The organism is Actinocorallia populi (assembly GCF_002995495.1).
Lineage (GTDB): Bacteria > Actinomycetota > Actinomycetes > Streptosporangiales > Streptosporangiaceae > Actinocorallia > Actinocorallia populi.
On sequence record NZ_PVZV01000008.1, the window covers coordinates 30,256 to 43,714 of the forward strand.

The 13,459-nt window shown below is 70.1% G+C and carries 10 protein-coding genes; 9 read left to right on the forward strand and 1 reads right to left on the reverse strand.

Going from position 1 to position 13,459, the window contains the following annotated elements; genetic code table 11:
- The first annotated feature begins 87 nt into the window (after nucleotides 1-87).
- The 7 genes from C2865_RS29550 (at nucleotide 88) to C2865_RS29580 (ending at nucleotide 10,290) form a co-directional block, all read left to right on the forward strand.
- Entirely contained in the window at nucleotides 88-2,919 is a 2,832-nt protein-coding gene (locus C2865_RS29550) for a vitamin B12-dependent ribonucleotide reductase (protein ID WP_106401903.1), read from the forward strand.
- Nucleotides 2,920-3,052: 133 nt separating this feature from the next.
- Entirely contained in the window at nucleotides 3,053-3,964 is a 912-nt protein-coding gene (locus C2865_RS29555) for a helix-turn-helix domain-containing protein (protein ID WP_106401904.1), read from the forward strand.
- A 149-nt stretch (nucleotides 3,965-4,113) separates the two neighbouring features.
- Nucleotides 4,114-5,160 carry a LacI family DNA-binding transcriptional regulator gene (locus C2865_RS29560; protein WP_106401905.1) on the forward strand — a complete coding sequence of 349 codons (1,047 nt, stop codon included), beginning with the start codon at nucleotides 4,114-4,116 and terminating at the stop codon, nucleotides 5,158-5,160.
- A 208-nt stretch (nucleotides 5,161-5,368) separates the two neighbouring features.
- Nucleotides 5,369-6,757, forward strand: coding sequence for an ABC transporter substrate-binding protein (locus tag C2865_RS29565; RefSeq protein ID WP_106401906.1), 1,389 nt, complete (start codon nucleotides 5,369-5,371; stop codon nucleotides 6,755-6,757).
- A gap of 58 nt (nucleotides 6,758-6,815) precedes the next feature.
- The gene (locus C2865_RS29570; protein WP_106401907.1) at nucleotides 6,816-7,721 is read left to right on the forward strand and encodes a carbohydrate ABC transporter permease; all 906 of its coding nucleotides are present in this window, start codon (nucleotides 6,816-6,818) and stop codon (nucleotides 7,719-7,721) included.
- 10 nt (nucleotides 7,722-7,731) lie between these two features.
- The gene (locus C2865_RS29575) at nucleotides 7,732-8,694 is read left to right on the forward strand and encodes a carbohydrate ABC transporter permease (RefSeq protein WP_106401908.1); all 963 of its coding nucleotides are present in this window, start codon (nucleotides 7,732-7,734) and stop codon (nucleotides 8,692-8,694) included.
- Nucleotides 8,695-8,739: 45 nt separating this feature from the next.
- Nucleotides 8,740-10,290, forward strand: a complete 1,551-nt coding sequence (locus C2865_RS29580) for a glycoside hydrolase family 13 protein (RefSeq protein ID WP_106401909.1) — start codon at nucleotides 8,740-8,742, stop codon at nucleotides 10,288-10,290.
- Nucleotides 10,291-10,319: 29 nt separating this feature from the next.
- Here C2865_RS29580 and C2865_RS29585 read toward each other — a convergent pair whose 3' ends face one another.
- Nucleotides 10,320-11,186 (reverse strand): oxygenase MpaB family protein, encoded by an 867-nt coding sequence (locus tag C2865_RS29585; protein ID WP_106401910.1) that lies wholly within the window; start codon nucleotides 11,184-11,186, stop codon nucleotides 10,320-10,322.
- 281 nt (nucleotides 11,187-11,467) lie between these two features.
- Between C2865_RS29585 and C2865_RS29590 the strand changes: the two genes are divergently transcribed.
- Together C2865_RS29590 and C2865_RS29595 are read left to right on the forward strand one after the other, a co-directional pair.
- On the forward strand, nucleotides 11,468-12,652 hold the full coding sequence (locus C2865_RS29590) for a TerD family protein (protein WP_106401911.1): 1,185 nt from the start codon (nucleotides 11,468-11,470) through the stop codon (nucleotides 12,650-12,652).
- Between the two features lie 9 nt (nucleotides 12,653-12,661).
- Entirely contained in the window at nucleotides 12,662-13,378 is a 717-nt protein-coding gene (locus C2865_RS29595; RefSeq protein ID WP_106401912.1) for a ribonuclease HII, read from the forward strand.
- Nucleotides 13,379-13,459: the final 81 nt, after the last annotated feature.

The window sequence follows — 13,459 nt, forward strand, 5'->3', positions numbered from 1 at the left end:
CCCCTCCGGGCGGCTTACCGGAGCCGGGTGCGATCAGTCATGTGTGAACAACGGGCCCCGACGAGGAGGGCCCAGTGAGGGGGAGACATGACCGAGACGGTCAGCGGACCGGCTCGTCGTGGCAAGGCCGCGGTGCGCAAGGGCCTGAAGATGCAGCGCATCTTCACCAAGCCCGGAGTGCACCCCTATGACGAGATCGACTGGGAGCGCCGGGACGTCGTCATGACGAACTGGCGGGACGGCTCGATCAACTTCGAGCAGCGCGGTGTGGAGTTCCCCGCCTTCTGGTCGGTCAACGCCGCCAACATCGTCACCACGAAGTACTTCCGCGGCGCGGTCGGCACCCCGCAGCGCGAGTGGAGCCTCAAGCAGCTCGTCGACCGGGTCGTGCAGGTCTACACCGACACCGGCCGCGAGCACGGCTACTTCGCGTCCGACGAGGACGCCGAGATCTTCGAGCACGAGCTCAAGTACGCCCTGACCCACCAGGTCTTCAGCTTCAACTCGCCGGTCTGGTTCAACGTCGGCACCAAGTCGCCCCAGCAGGTCAGCGCCTGTTTCATCCTCTCCGTGGACGACCAGATGGAGTCGATCCTGGAGTGGTACAAGGAGGAAGGGGTCATCTTCAAGGGCGGCTCCGGCTCCGGCGTCAACCTCTCGCGCATCCGCTCGTCCAAGGAGCTTCTCTCCTCCGGCGGCACCGCCAGCGGCCCCGTCTCCTTCATGCGCGGCGCCGACGCGTCGGCCGGCACCATCAAGTCCGGCGGCGCCACCCGCCGTGCCGCCAAGATGGTCGTCCTGGACGTCGACCACCCCGACATCGCCGAGTTCATCCAGACCAAGGCCCGCGAAGAGGACAAGATCCGGGCCCTGCGCGACGCCGGGTTCGACATGGACCTCGGCGGCAAGGACATCGTCTCCGTCCAGTACCAGAACGCCAACAACAGCGTGCGGGTCTCCGACGAGTTCATGCGCGCGGTGGAGACCGACGGCGAGTTCGGGCTGCGCGCCCGGCTGAACGGCGAGGTCATCGAGACCATCCGCGCCAAGGACCTCTTCCGCCTCATGGCGCAGGCCGCCTGGGAGTGCGCCGACCCCGGCGTCCAGTACGACGACACCATCAACGACTGGCACACCGCGCCGGAGTCCGGCCGCATCACCGCGTCCAACCCCTGCTCGGAGTACCTGCACCTGGACAACTCCTCGTGCAACCTGGCCAGCATCAACCTGCTGAAGTTCCTGGGCGAGGACAACACGTTCGACGTGGCGTCGTTCGTCAGGCTGGTCGAGCTGATCATCACCGCGATGGACATCTCCATCACCTTCGCCGACTTCCCGACCGAGAAGATCGGCGAGACCACCCGCGCGTTCCGCCAGCTGGGCATCGGCTACGCCAACCTGGGCGCGCTGCTCATGGCGACCGGCCACGCCTACGACTCCGAGGGCGGCCGGGCCATCGCCGCGGCCATCACCTCGCTGATGACGGGCTCGGCCTACCGCCGCTCGGCCGAGCTGGCCGCCGCCGTGGGCACCTACGACGGGTACGCCCGCAACGCCGAGGCGCACAAGCGCGTCATGCGCAAGCACGCCGCGGCCAACGACACCATCCGCACGCTGGAGGAGATGGACAAGGCCCTCCACATCGAGGCCACCCGCGAGTGGGCGGAGTGCCTCAGGCTCGGCGAGAAGAACGGCTACCGCAACGCCCAGGCGTCGCTGCTCGCGCCGACCGGCACCATCGGCCTGATGATGGACTGCGACACCACCGGCATCGAGCCCGACCTGGCGCTGAAGAAGTTCAAGAAGCTGGTCGGCGGCGGCTCCATGGAGATCGTCAACCACACGGTGCCGCGCGCCCTGCGCAAGCTGGGCTACCAGCCCGAGCAGGTCGAGGCGATCGTGGAGTACATCGCCGAGCACGGCCACATCGTGGACGCCCCGGGCCTCAGGCGCGAGCACTACGAGGTGTTCGACTGCGCGATGGGCGAGCGCTCCATCAGCCCGATGGGCCACGTGCGGATGATGGCGGCGACCCAGCCGTTCCTGTCCGGCGCGATCTCCAAGACCGTGAACATGCCCGAGAGCGCGACCATCGAGGACATCGAGAAGGTCTACTTCGAGGGCTGGAAGATGGGCCTGAAGGCGCTGGCCATCTACCGCGACAACTGCAAGGTCGGCCAGCCGCTGTCGGTGGCCAAGAAGAAGAAGGAGGAGGTCAAGGAGGCCCCGGCCGCCGTGCCCGCCCCCTCCGCCGGACCGGTCCCCCCGGTGCGCCGCCGCCTGCCCAAGAAGCGTCCGGCCACCGTCACCCGCTTCTCCGTCGCGGGCGCCGAGGGCTACATGACGGCGTCGTCCTACCCCGACAACGGCCTGGGCGAGGTCTTCCTCAAGCTCGGCAAGCAGGGTTCGACCCTCGCCGGTGTCATGGACGCGTTCTCGATGGCCATCTCCATCAGCCTCCAGTACGGCGTGCCGCTGGAGACGTGGGTCGAGAAGTTCACCAACATGCGCTTCGAGCCCGCCGGGATGACCGACGACCCCGACATCCGCATGGCGACGTCCTTCATGGACTACATCTTCCGCCGCCTGGCCCTGGACCACCTGCCGTACGAGTCCCGGGCGGCCCTGGGCATCTTCTCCGCCGAGGAGCGCACCCTTCAGGCCGCCGGCGAGGACCCCGCCTCCCTGCACACCGAGGAGGCCGAGACGGTCAAGGCCCTGGCCCAGTCCGCCGAGATCGAGCGCCCGGCCGAGTCCCTCCCGGTGGTCACCGCGGCGCCGTCCCGCGTCGACGCCACCGAGAGCCACGGCCGCCGCACCGCCGACGCGCCGATGTGCATGACCTGCGGCACCGGCATGCGCCCTGCCGGCAGCTGCTACGTCTGCGAAGGCTGCGGTTCCACCAGCGGCTGCAGCTGACCTGATGTGATCGACCCGGAAGGGGGGACGGCCCGGGGCCGTCTCCCCTTCCGGCGTGTCGGGGCCGCGGACGGGCGGCCGGTGCGGATATTCCGGTTGACCTTCCAGCGGATGGAAGGTGGAGGGTCGGTGCATGGGCACGAGCGAGGAGTTGTTCACCATCGGGCAGCTCGCCCGCAGGACGGGGCTCGCGGCACGCACCATCAGGTTCTGGTCGGACCTGGGGGTGGTGCCGCCGGCCGGGCGGTCGGCGGGCGGTTACCGGCTCTACGACGTGGAGGCGGTGGCCCGGCTCGAGCTCGTCAGGACGTTGCGGGAACTGGGGCTGGGCCTCGACGCCGTCCGTGCCGTGCTGGCGCGCGGCACGACGGTGGCCGAGGTGGCCAGGACGCATGTCGCGGCGCTGGACGTGGAGATCCGGGTGCTGCGCCTGCGCCGGGCCGTGCTCAGCACGGTGGCCGCGCGTGAGAGCACGATCGAGGAGACGGTACTGATGCACAAGCTGGCGAGGCTGTCCGCGCGGGAGCGGCAGCAGCTGATCGACGACTTCCTGGCCGAGGTGGCCGAGGGGATCGACCCCGACGCGCCCGCCATGGGGATCGTCCGGAGCATGCGGCGGCTGCCCGCGGAGCTGCCGGACGACCCGGCGCCCGAGCAGGTCGACGCCTGGATCGAGCTGGGGGAGCTCGTCACCGACGAGGACTTCCGGCGGAAGGTCCGCTCCATGGCGGTGGCGGGCGACGGCGACGCGGCCGGGGAGGCCGTCCCCGGACCCGACCACCGGCTGGTCCTCGAGCACGCCGGGCGGGCGCTGGCCGAGGGCGTCGACCCCGCCTCGGCGGCGGGACGGGAGGTCCTGGACCGCATCGTCGCCCCGGACACTCCGGCGGAGCACCGCGCCCGGATGCTGGAGCAGCTGGAGACGTTCACCGACGCCAGGGTCGAGCGCTACTGGCACCTGCTGGCGGTCGTCAACGGCGAGACCCCGGCTCCCGCGGCCGTCCCGGCCTTCGCGTGGCTGATCGCGGCGCTGCGGTCCCGGTAGCGCCCAAGGGCCGAAGGGGAGCCGGGGAGAGAGCGGCTCCCCTTCGGCCCGGGGCCGGCTGAGGACGGCCCCGGCGCACGCGTCGGCGGTTGCGTCGCGGCCGGAGGTTTCTGTCGTTTATTTTCAGAAAACAGACGTACACTTGCACGATGGGTCATTCGACGGGGGACTCCGCCAGGACACGGCGCCTGGCCGAGGTCGCCAAGAAGGTCGGGGTCAGCGAGGCCACCGTGAGCCGGGTGCTGAACGGCAGGCCGGGCGTCTCGGACAGCACCAGGGCGGCGGTGCTCACCGCGCTCGACGTGCTGGGCTACGAGCGCCCCACCCAGCTGAGGGGGGAGCGGGCCCGGCTCGTCGGCCTGGTGCTGCCCGAACTGGGCAACCCGATCTTCCCGGCGCTGGCCGAGGTGATCGGCGGCGCGCTCGCCCAGCAGGGCTTCACGCCCGTGCTGTGCACCCGGACGGCCGGCGGGCTGTCCGAGGCCGACTACGTCGACATGCTCGTCGACCAGCACGTGTCGGGCATGGTCTTCGCGGGCGGCCACTACGCCGAGACCGACTCGCCGCACGAGCACTATTTCCGGCTGATGGAGCTGGGGCTGCCGGTCGTCCTGGTGAACGCGGCGGTTCCCGACCTGGACTTCCCCAGGGTGTCCACCGACGACGCCGTGGCGGTGGAGCAGGCCTTCAACCATCTGGTCTCCCTGGGGCACGAGCGCATCGCGCTGCTGCTGGGGCCGCGGGACCACGTCCCCTCCCGGCGCAAGCTCGCCGCCTTCCGGGAGATCGCGGCGAGCACGGGCCTGGAGATCCACGAGAACGCGGTGGAGTACGCGATGTTCTCGATCGAGGGCGGCCGTTCGGTGATGTCCCGGATCATCGCGAACGGGTTCACCGGGGTGATCTGCGCGAGCGATGTGCTGGCGCTGGGCGCGATCCGCGCGGTCCGGCGGGCGGGGCTGTCGGTGCCGGAGGACCTGTCGGTCGTCGGGTTCGACGACTCGGCGTTCATCAACTGCACGCATCCGCCGCTGACGACGGTCAGGCAGCCGATCGAGGCCATGGGGCGGGCCGCCGTCACGATGCTCGTCAACCGGATGGAACGCCGCGCCGTGGCGGGGGAGGAACTCCTCTACGAGCCCGAGCTGGTGGTGCGCGGTTCCACCGCGCCCGTCCGCGCCTTGCCTGTTACGTAATCGTGACACATGTTTTTCGGCGTTGAGTCTGATTCTTGCGAAAGCCGTCGGCCCGTCAGGGCCGGCGGCTTTCTGCTTCTGCCAGGGGTTTTGTCGAGGAGGCGCGTTCTGGCGATCTAGTGTCGCAAATTTGCGTAGATCTGTTCATCTATTGCCATGAGATGTAAGTCTCTGTATGTTCCTCGCAGTCGCCCCCCAGGAGGAACCGATGAGAGTCCGCCCCATGGCGGTGCTGCTGTCCGCGGCGCTCGCCCTGACCGCCGCCGCGTGTGGTGCCAAGTCCAGCGAGAAGGACGACGCCGGGCCCGGCCCGGCGATGGAGAGCGCGGGACCGCTGGACCCGAACGTCAAGGTGTCCATCACCGTCGGCTGCCAGCCGCCCAAGACGGCCAAGGGGCAGCGCGCGGACTGGGACGCCGACGTTCAGGCGTTCCAGGCGAAGTACCCGAACATCACGATCGTCAGCAAGGACGCGTTCCCCTGCATCGTGCCCGAGACGTTCCAGGCCAAGCTGGCGGGCGGGCAGATGGAGAACGTCTTCTACGTCTACTACACGGACACGCAGAAGATCATCAAGAACCGGCAGGCCGCCGACATCACCCCTTACGTGAGCGGCATGAAGAGCGTCAAGGACGTCAACCCCCTGTTCCTGGAGGCGTTCAAGGACGGCGACCGGGTCTACGGCCTGCCGCGCAAGGCGTACACCACGGGAATGGTCTACAACCGCAGGCTCTTCACCCAGGCCGGCCTGGACCCCGACGCCCCGCCCACGACCTGGGCCGAGGTGCGCGAGGCAGCCAAGAAGATCTCCGCGCTCGGCGAGGGCTACGTCGGATACGGCGAGTACAGCGCCGGGAACACCGGCGGCTGGCACTTCACCTCCGAGCTCTACGGCCGCGGCGGCGACATCCTGACCCCCGACGGGACCAAGGCCGCGTTCAACGGCGCGGAGGGCCGCGCCGTCCTGCAGACCCTCAAGGACATGCGCTGGACCGACGACTCCATGGGGACCAAGCAGCTCCACCGCTGGGAGGACCTCATGCGCATGATGGGCTCGGGCAAGCTCGGCATGATGGTCGCCGCCCCCGACGTCGCGGTCGAGGTGTTCAACAACTTCGGCGCCGAGATCGAGGACATCGGCGCCACCACGCTGCCGGAGGCGCGGGCGTCGCTCCTCGGCGGCGACGGCTACATGATCAACCCCAAGTCCACCCCGGACCAGATCAAGGCCGCCATGTTGTGGCTGGAGTTCCACGAGCTCACCCCCGGCGAGGGCCAGTTCAACCACGAGCGGTCGAAGGCCGGCGGCCGTCCGGTCGGCGTCCCGGAGAACATCCTGTGGGGCGACAACGCCAGCGGCCGCAAGGAGCGGGAGCTGCGCAAGGAGTTCGCGACGGTGCCCGTCGAGAACTTCGCGCCGTACGAGACCGGCTCGCCGAACATCCGGCCGAAGGTCGAGCCCCCGCACGCGCAGGAGATCTACGCGATCCTCGACACCGCGATGTCGGCGGTGCTCACCCGCGAGGACGCCGACATCGACGAGCTTCTCGGTGACGCCGAGAAGAAGGTCAACGCCCTGCTGCTGCGCACCAAGTGAACCCCCGCCCGGAGGCGTTCCATGGGACGCCTCCGGGCCTCCGACCGTGAGGATTTCGATGGCAGTTCCCCAGACCCGCGCGGCGAAGGGCCGGCGGTTCGGGATCATCGCGCGACGGAACATCACCGCCTACGGGTTCCTGAGCGGTGCGCTGATCTGTTTCGCGTTGTTCTCCTGGTACCCGATGTTCCGCGAGGTCGTGCTCTCCTTCCAGGAGAACAACTTCGTCGACCCGCCCGTCTGGGTGGGACTCGAGAACTTCAAGTCGGTGTTCCAGGATCCGGCGTTCAAGTCCGCCTGGGTGAACACCGGGGTCTTCACCCTGCTGGCACTGCTCGTCGGCTATGTGATCCCGTTCATGACCGCCCTGGTACTGAACGAGCTGCGCCACGCCCGCGGCTACCTCAGATTCGTGGTCTACCTTCCGGTGATGCTGCCGCCGGCGGTCTCGGTGCTGCTGTTCAAATGGTTCTACGACCCGGGACCCGGCCTGTTCAACCAGGTCCTCGGCCTGGTGCATCTGCCCGGGCTGAGCTGGCTGGACTCGACCGACACCGCGCTGATCTCGCTGGTCATCGTGTCGACCTGGATGAACCTGGGCAGCGGCACGCTGATCTACCTGGCCGCGCTGCAGACCGTCCCGAGCGAGCTGTACGAGGCCGCCGAGCTGGACGGCGCCGGCGTGTTCCGCCGGATCCGGCACGTCACCATCCCGCAGACCCGGCTGATCCTGCTGGTCATGCTGCTTCTGCAGGTCATCGCGACGATGCAGGTCTTCATCGAGCCGTACCTGCTCACCGGAGGCGGCCCGGAGGACGCGACGGTCACCGTCGTCTACCTCATGTACCAGTACGCCTTCAACTTCGGGAACTTCGGCGGCGGCAGCGCCCTCGGACTGATGCTCATGATCGTCCTCATGGTCTTCTCCGCCGTCTACCTGCGCGTCTCGCGCGACAACACGTAGGAACGCCACGATGCCGCATCCCACCGCCACCCGCCCGCCGGAGAAGGCGCCGCAGAAGGGCCCCGCGCCCGGCAGGCGCGCGCGCAGGCCGTTCCCCTCGACGCACCGGACCGTCCTGTCGCCCTACCAGCTCAACACCCGCTGGGGCCGACGCGCCTACTGGGCCGTCCTGACGTTCATCGTGATGCTGTTCACCGCCGTCTTCGTGTTCCCCTTCTACTGGATGGTGACGGGGGCCATGAAGACGGGCGAGGAGTTCGCCCAGATCCCGCCCACCTACACGCCTCCCCGGTTCACGCTGGAGAACTACGTGGAGGCGTGGAACCTGATGAACCTCGACAGGTTCCTCGGCAACACCCTCTTCTACGCGTTCGGGGCCTGGGCGTTCGCGCTGGCCTTCGACGTCGCGGCCGCCTACGCGCTGTCGAAGCTGCGCCCGTTCTTCGGCAACGTGATCCTGCTGATGATGCTGGCCACGCTGATGATCCCGCCGACCGTCCTGCTGCTGCCGATGTACCTGACGGTCAAGGACGTGCCGATCGTCAACCTGGACCTGCTGAACACCCCGTGGGCCATCTGGCTCCCCGCGGTGGCCAACGGGTTCAACATCTTCCTGCTCAAACGGTTCTTCGACTCGGTGCCGGCCGACCTGCTGGAGGCCGCGCAACTCGACGGAGCCTCGGCGCTGCGCATCCTGTGGTCGGTCATCCTGCCGGTCTCGCGCCCGATCCTGGGCGTGGTGTCGATCTTCACCGTGGTCAACGTGTGGCGCGACTTCGTGTGGCCGCTCCTGGTGCTCCAGGAGCAGGACAAGATGACCATCAGCGTCGGCATCACCTCCCTGTCGGCGAACACCCCGCAGAACGTCCTCGTCGCCGCGCTGGTGATCGCGTCCCTTCCGACGATCATCGTCTTCTTCATCTTCCAGCGGCACATCATGGTCGGCCTCACCGCCGGAGGCCTCAAGGGCTGACCGGCCCGGCCACTTCTCTCACTCGACTTCAAGGAGCGCTGCAGCATGTCCGAAACATGGTGGCGGGGAGCCGCTATCTACCAGGTCTACCTCCGCAGCTTCGCGGACGGGAACGGCGACGGGACCGGCGACCTGGCCGGGCTGCGCGCTCGCCTCGCCTACCTGGCCGAGCTGGGGATCGACGCGATCTGGCTCAACCCGTGGTACCCCTCGCCGATGGCGGACGGCGGCTACGACGTCGCCGACTACCGGGGCGTCCACCCCTGGTTCGGCACCCTCGCCGAGGCCGAGGCGTTCATCGGCGAGGCGCACGGCCTCGGAATCCGGATCATCGTGGACGTGGTGCCCAACCACACCTCCGACCGGAGCGAGTGGTTCCGCGCCGCGCTGGCCGCGGGACCGGGCTCGCCCGAGCGCGAGCGCTTCTGGTTCCGGCCCGGCCGCGGCGACGCCCCGCCCAACGACTGGAAGTCGATCTTCGGCGGTCCCGCCTGGACCCGGGTCCCGGACGGCGAGTGGTACCTGCACCTGTTCGCGCCCGAGCAGCCCGACTTCAACTGGACGCACCCCGAGGTCGTCCAGGAGTTCCTGGACGTGCTGCGCTTCTGGTTCGACCGCGGCGTGGACGGCATCCGCGTCGACTCGGCCGCGGTCCTGGTCAAGGACCCGGACGCCGAGCCGGACGGCCTGGACCCCTACACCGACCGCGACGCCGTCCACGAGATCTACCGGGGCTGGCGGGCGCTGGCCGACACCTACCCCGGCCGGGTGCTGGTCGGCGAGGTGTGGCTGCCCGACCAGGAACGGCTCGCCCGGTACCTGCGGCCCGACGAGATGCACACCGTCTTCAACTTCCCGTTCCTCGGCGCGCCCTGGGACGCCGGGGTGCTGCGCGGCGTCATCGACGACACCTTCGCCACGCTCGGTCCGATGGGCGCGCCCGCGACGTGGGTGCTGGGCAACCACGACGTGACCCGTCCGGTCACCCGGTACGGCAGGCGGGACACCTCGTTCGACCACGCCGACCGCAAGCACCTGGCCCCCACCGACCCGGTGCTGGGCGTGCGGCGGGCCCGCGCGGCGGCGCTGCTGTCGCTGGCGCTGCCGGGCGGCGTCTACATCTACCAGGGCGAGGAGCTGGGCCTGCCCGAGGTCGAGGACCTGCCCGACGAGATGCGGCAGGACCCGATCTGGGAACGTTCCGGCCGCACCGACCGCGGCCGCGACGGCTGCCGGGTGCCGCTGCCGTGGTCGGGCGTCGAGCCGCCGTTCGGTTTCGGTGACGCAGAGCCGTGGCTGCCGCAGCCCGCCGGATGGAAGGAGCTGACCGTCGAGGCCCAGCTCGCCGACCCGGCGTCGATGCTGGAGCTCTACCGCGAGGCGCTGCGCGTCCGCCGCGCCGAACTGGGCGACGGCTCGCTGACATGGTTGCCGTCCGAGGAGGGCGTGCTCGCCTTCGCCCGCGACTCGGGCCTGCGCTGCGTCGTCAACCTCGGCGCGGCGCCGGTGCCGGTCGCCGGCGAGGTGCTCCTGGCCAGCGGACCCCTCGACGGCGACGGACTGCTGCCTCCGGACACCGCGGTCTGGCTGCGCTGACGCGGGCCGCCGCCGTTCCGGACGGGCCGTCAGACGACCGGACGGCCCTGGCGCATGCGGCGGCGGAAGTCCCACAGGTAGAGGTTGAAGGGGAACTCGCGGGCCGCGGCGGGCATGACGCGGTTGACGGCGGCGGCGAGGCGGACGTAGCGATCGAGGAGGAACTGGGAGCGGCGGTTCCACTTCAGGCCCAGCAGGTCGCGGAACTCCTGGGGGAGGAAGCCCGCGGTCAGGAAGAGCATGAAGGGGCCGAAGAGCCGCTGCACGGGGGAGGGCAGGAAGCCCAGGGTGGCGAGGTCGTGCAGGAACTCGCGGGTGTAGTCGTCGACCTCGAGCTTCTTGACCTCTTCGTTCCAGTAGGCGTCGAATGCCTCGAGGTCGGCCGGCCACATGTCGGGGGAGACCTGGAGGGTCGTGGCGAACCGGGCGGAGTGCCGGTAGAAGGCGGCCCAGTCGTCGCGGCCCAGCGGGAGGTCCAGCGCCTTGGCGAGGTCCACGGCTCCCCGGTAGAGGCAGGCGGCCACCCACAGCTGCAGGTCGGGCGAGAAGGCGTTGTACTTGACCGCCGCGCCGGGCTCGGAGTGGACCTGGCGGTGGGAGCGGTTGACCTCCTGGCGCAGGTACTCCCGCTCGGCCGCGGTGCCGTTGCTGGCCACGGCCAGGAAGGTGAGGGTGGTGCGGCCCCGTTTGATCGGGTGCTTGTCGAGCCGGCCGGTCTCCACCTTGCTCTCGGCGACGCCGTAGCCGACCTTGATGTTGGAGAGCTGCATGAGCACGTTGGACATGGCAAGGGAGAGCGCGAACCAGTTCAGGGTGTCCCGGGCCACCCTGGGGACGGGTTCGTCCTGGAAGGTCTTGTGCCGCTCGGGGGGCGGGGGAGCCACTGCGCTCGTCATGGGGGGCCTCACTTCATGCGCGGGGTGGGTGCGCCGTAGGATCTCGTCCAAGGTGGCATAAGTAATCAGTTACTTTCAACATGTCCCGCATCACAGAGATCGCTCCGGGGCGGGGTGTCGTTACGGAAGTACCGGAAGAAGAGCGCGTACGATGCACATCGAAGGCGCGGGATCGTGCATGGCGCGCTTCGGTTCCGGGCTCGACAGAGGGGGCGTGGGTGTCCGCGCCCCCTGCTCTCTTTCCGCTCTCCGTGATCCCGCCCTCGCCACTGGAGCCCGCGATGCAGCTTCCCAAAGGAGCCAACGCCCCCGTCCCCGCGTCCTCGGTACGGGTGGAGCTGAGCTGGGAGTCCGGTCCCGACGCCGACGCCACCGCCCTCCTGCTCGCCGGCGGACGGGTCCGCGGCGACGGCGACATGGTCTTCTACAACCAGCCCGCGCACCCGTCCGGAGCCGTCCGGCACGAGGGCAAGCGGCAGGTGCCCGGCGGAGGGTGGGTGGACGCCCTGCTCGTCGACCTCGCCCGGGTCGAGGCCGGGATCGACACGATCGCCGTGGTCGCCTCGGCGGACGGCGGGCCCTTCGGCCGGTACCGGGGCCTGCACATCCGGGTGCTGGACGCCGGGAGCGGCACCGAGATCGCCCGCTTCGACCCGTCCGACGCCACCACCGAGACCGCCTTCGTGCTCGGCGAGCTCTACCGGCGGCAGGACGCGTGGAAGTTCCGCGCCGTCGGCCAGGGCTACGACACCGGGCTGGCCGGGCTGGCCACCGACTTCGGCATCACCGTGGAGGAGGCGCCGCAGCCCCCGCCGCCGCCTCCCGTGAGCCTGCAGAAGATCACGCTGACGAAGCGCGAGCCCTCGGTGTCGCTGACCAAGCGCGGCGCGACGTCCGGGGCGATGCGGGTCAACCTCAACTGGACGGCCCAGAGCGCCGCCGCGCCGCGCAAGGGCAGGTTCCCCTCCCTGGGCCTCACCCGCCGGCTCGACCTCGACCTGTGCTGCATGTGGGAGCTGCGGGACGGCCGGAAGGGCATGATCGACCCGCTGGCCAGGAGCTTCGGCGCGTTCGGCGAGCCGCCGTACGTGCTGCTGGACGCCGACGACCGCACCGGGGCGCGGACCGAGGGCGAGAACCTCACCATCAACCTCGACCACGGCCCCGAGTTCCGGCGGCTGCTGGTGCTGGCCGTGATCTACGAGGGCGCCGAGAGCTTCGCCGGGCTGAACGCCACCGCGACCCTCCACCCGCAGGGGGGCGCGCCGATCGAGATGTTCCTCGACGAGTGCGACCGCCCCCGCGCCCGGACGGCGGTGATCGCGCGGATCGACAACGTCGACGGCGAGCTGGTCGTCACCCGCGAGGGCCGCTACTTCGCCGACGAGGGGCGCAAGGGCGGCAAGCAGCTCGCGGACGAGGCCTACGGCTGGGGTTTTCGCTGGACGGTCGGCCGCGGCAAGTAGCCTGCATCCATGGTTGCCGTTCCGGAGCCCGACGCCTGCGCGGGTTATGCGATCGAGGAGACGTTGCGGGCGGCCGGCGCCGTCCGGATCGCCGGGGTGGACGAGGTCGGCCGGGGCGCCTGGGCCGGGCCGGTCACGGTGTGCGCGGCGGTCGCCGACTTCAGCGAGCCGCCCGTGCTGCGGCGCCCGCGCCGGCCGGTCCGCCTCACCGACTCCAAGCTGCTGAGCGCCGCCCACCGGGAGGCGTTCGCCGAACTGCTGCCCGGCTGGCTGCACTCCCACGCGATCGGGGAGGCGAGCGCGGCGGAGATCGACGAGCTGGGCATGACCGGGGCGCTGCGGCTGGCGGCGGTGCGCGCCCTGGAGGCCCTCCCGGAACGGCCGGACGCGGTCATCCTGGACGGCAAGCACGACTTCCTCGGCGCCCCCTGGCGGGTGCGCACCGAGATCAAGGCCGACCGGACCTGCGTCTCGGTAGCGGCGGCGTCCGTCCTGGCGAAGGTGCACCGGGACCGCCGCATGGCCGGCCTGCCGGGCTGCGACGCCTACGGGTTCGACGAATGCGCCGGTTACCCCTCGCCCCGGCACCAGGAGGCACTGGAAAGGCTCGGACCCACCGAGCACCACCGCCTCTCCTGGTCCTACCTGGACGACCTGCCGCGCTGGCGGCACCTGCGCAAACACCGCGACCCGCGTGCCGGAGAGGGCCAGCTGAGCCTGATGTGAGGCTCGGGGCCGCGCGGCGGGCGTTGCAGCACGGCCCCGGCCGAGCCTGATGCGAGGTTTCCGGCCCGGGATTTTCGTCCG

Bases quoted from the DNA above. Each gene is read 5' to 3' on its own strand.
- C2865_RS29550 (WP_106401903.1), top strand. From the start codon at position 88: ATGACCGAGACGGTCAGCGGACCGGCTCGTCGTGGCAAGGCCGCGGTG.
- C2865_RS29555 (WP_106401904.1), top strand. From the start codon at position 3,053: ATGGGCACGAGCGAGGAGTTGTTCACCATCGGGCAGCTCGCCCGCAGG.
- C2865_RS29560 (WP_106401905.1), top strand. From the start codon at position 4,114: ATGGGTCATTCGACGGGGGACTCCGCCAGGACACGGCGCCTGGCCGAG.
- C2865_RS29565 (WP_106401906.1), top strand. From the start codon at position 5,369: ATGAGAGTCCGCCCCATGGCGGTGCTGCTGTCCGCGGCGCTCGCCCTG.
- C2865_RS29570 (WP_106401907.1), top strand. From the start codon at position 6,816: ATGGCAGTTCCCCAGACCCGCGCGGCGAAGGGCCGGCGGTTCGGGATC.
- C2865_RS29575 (WP_106401908.1), top strand. From the start codon at position 7,732: ATGCCGCATCCCACCGCCACCCGCCCGCCGGAGAAGGCGCCGCAGAAG.
- C2865_RS29580 (WP_106401909.1), top strand. From the start codon at position 8,740: ATGTCCGAAACATGGTGGCGGGGAGCCGCTATCTACCAGGTCTACCTC.
- C2865_RS29585 (WP_106401910.1), bottom strand. From the start codon at position 11,186: ATGACGAGCGCAGTGGCTCCCCCGCCCCCCGAGCGGCACAAGACCTTC.
- C2865_RS29590 (WP_106401911.1), top strand. From the start codon at position 11,468: ATGCAGCTTCCCAAAGGAGCCAACGCCCCCGTCCCCGCGTCCTCGGTA.
- C2865_RS29595 (WP_106401912.1), top strand. From the start codon at position 12,662: ATGGTTGCCGTTCCGGAGCCCGACGCCTGCGCGGGTTATGCGATCGAG.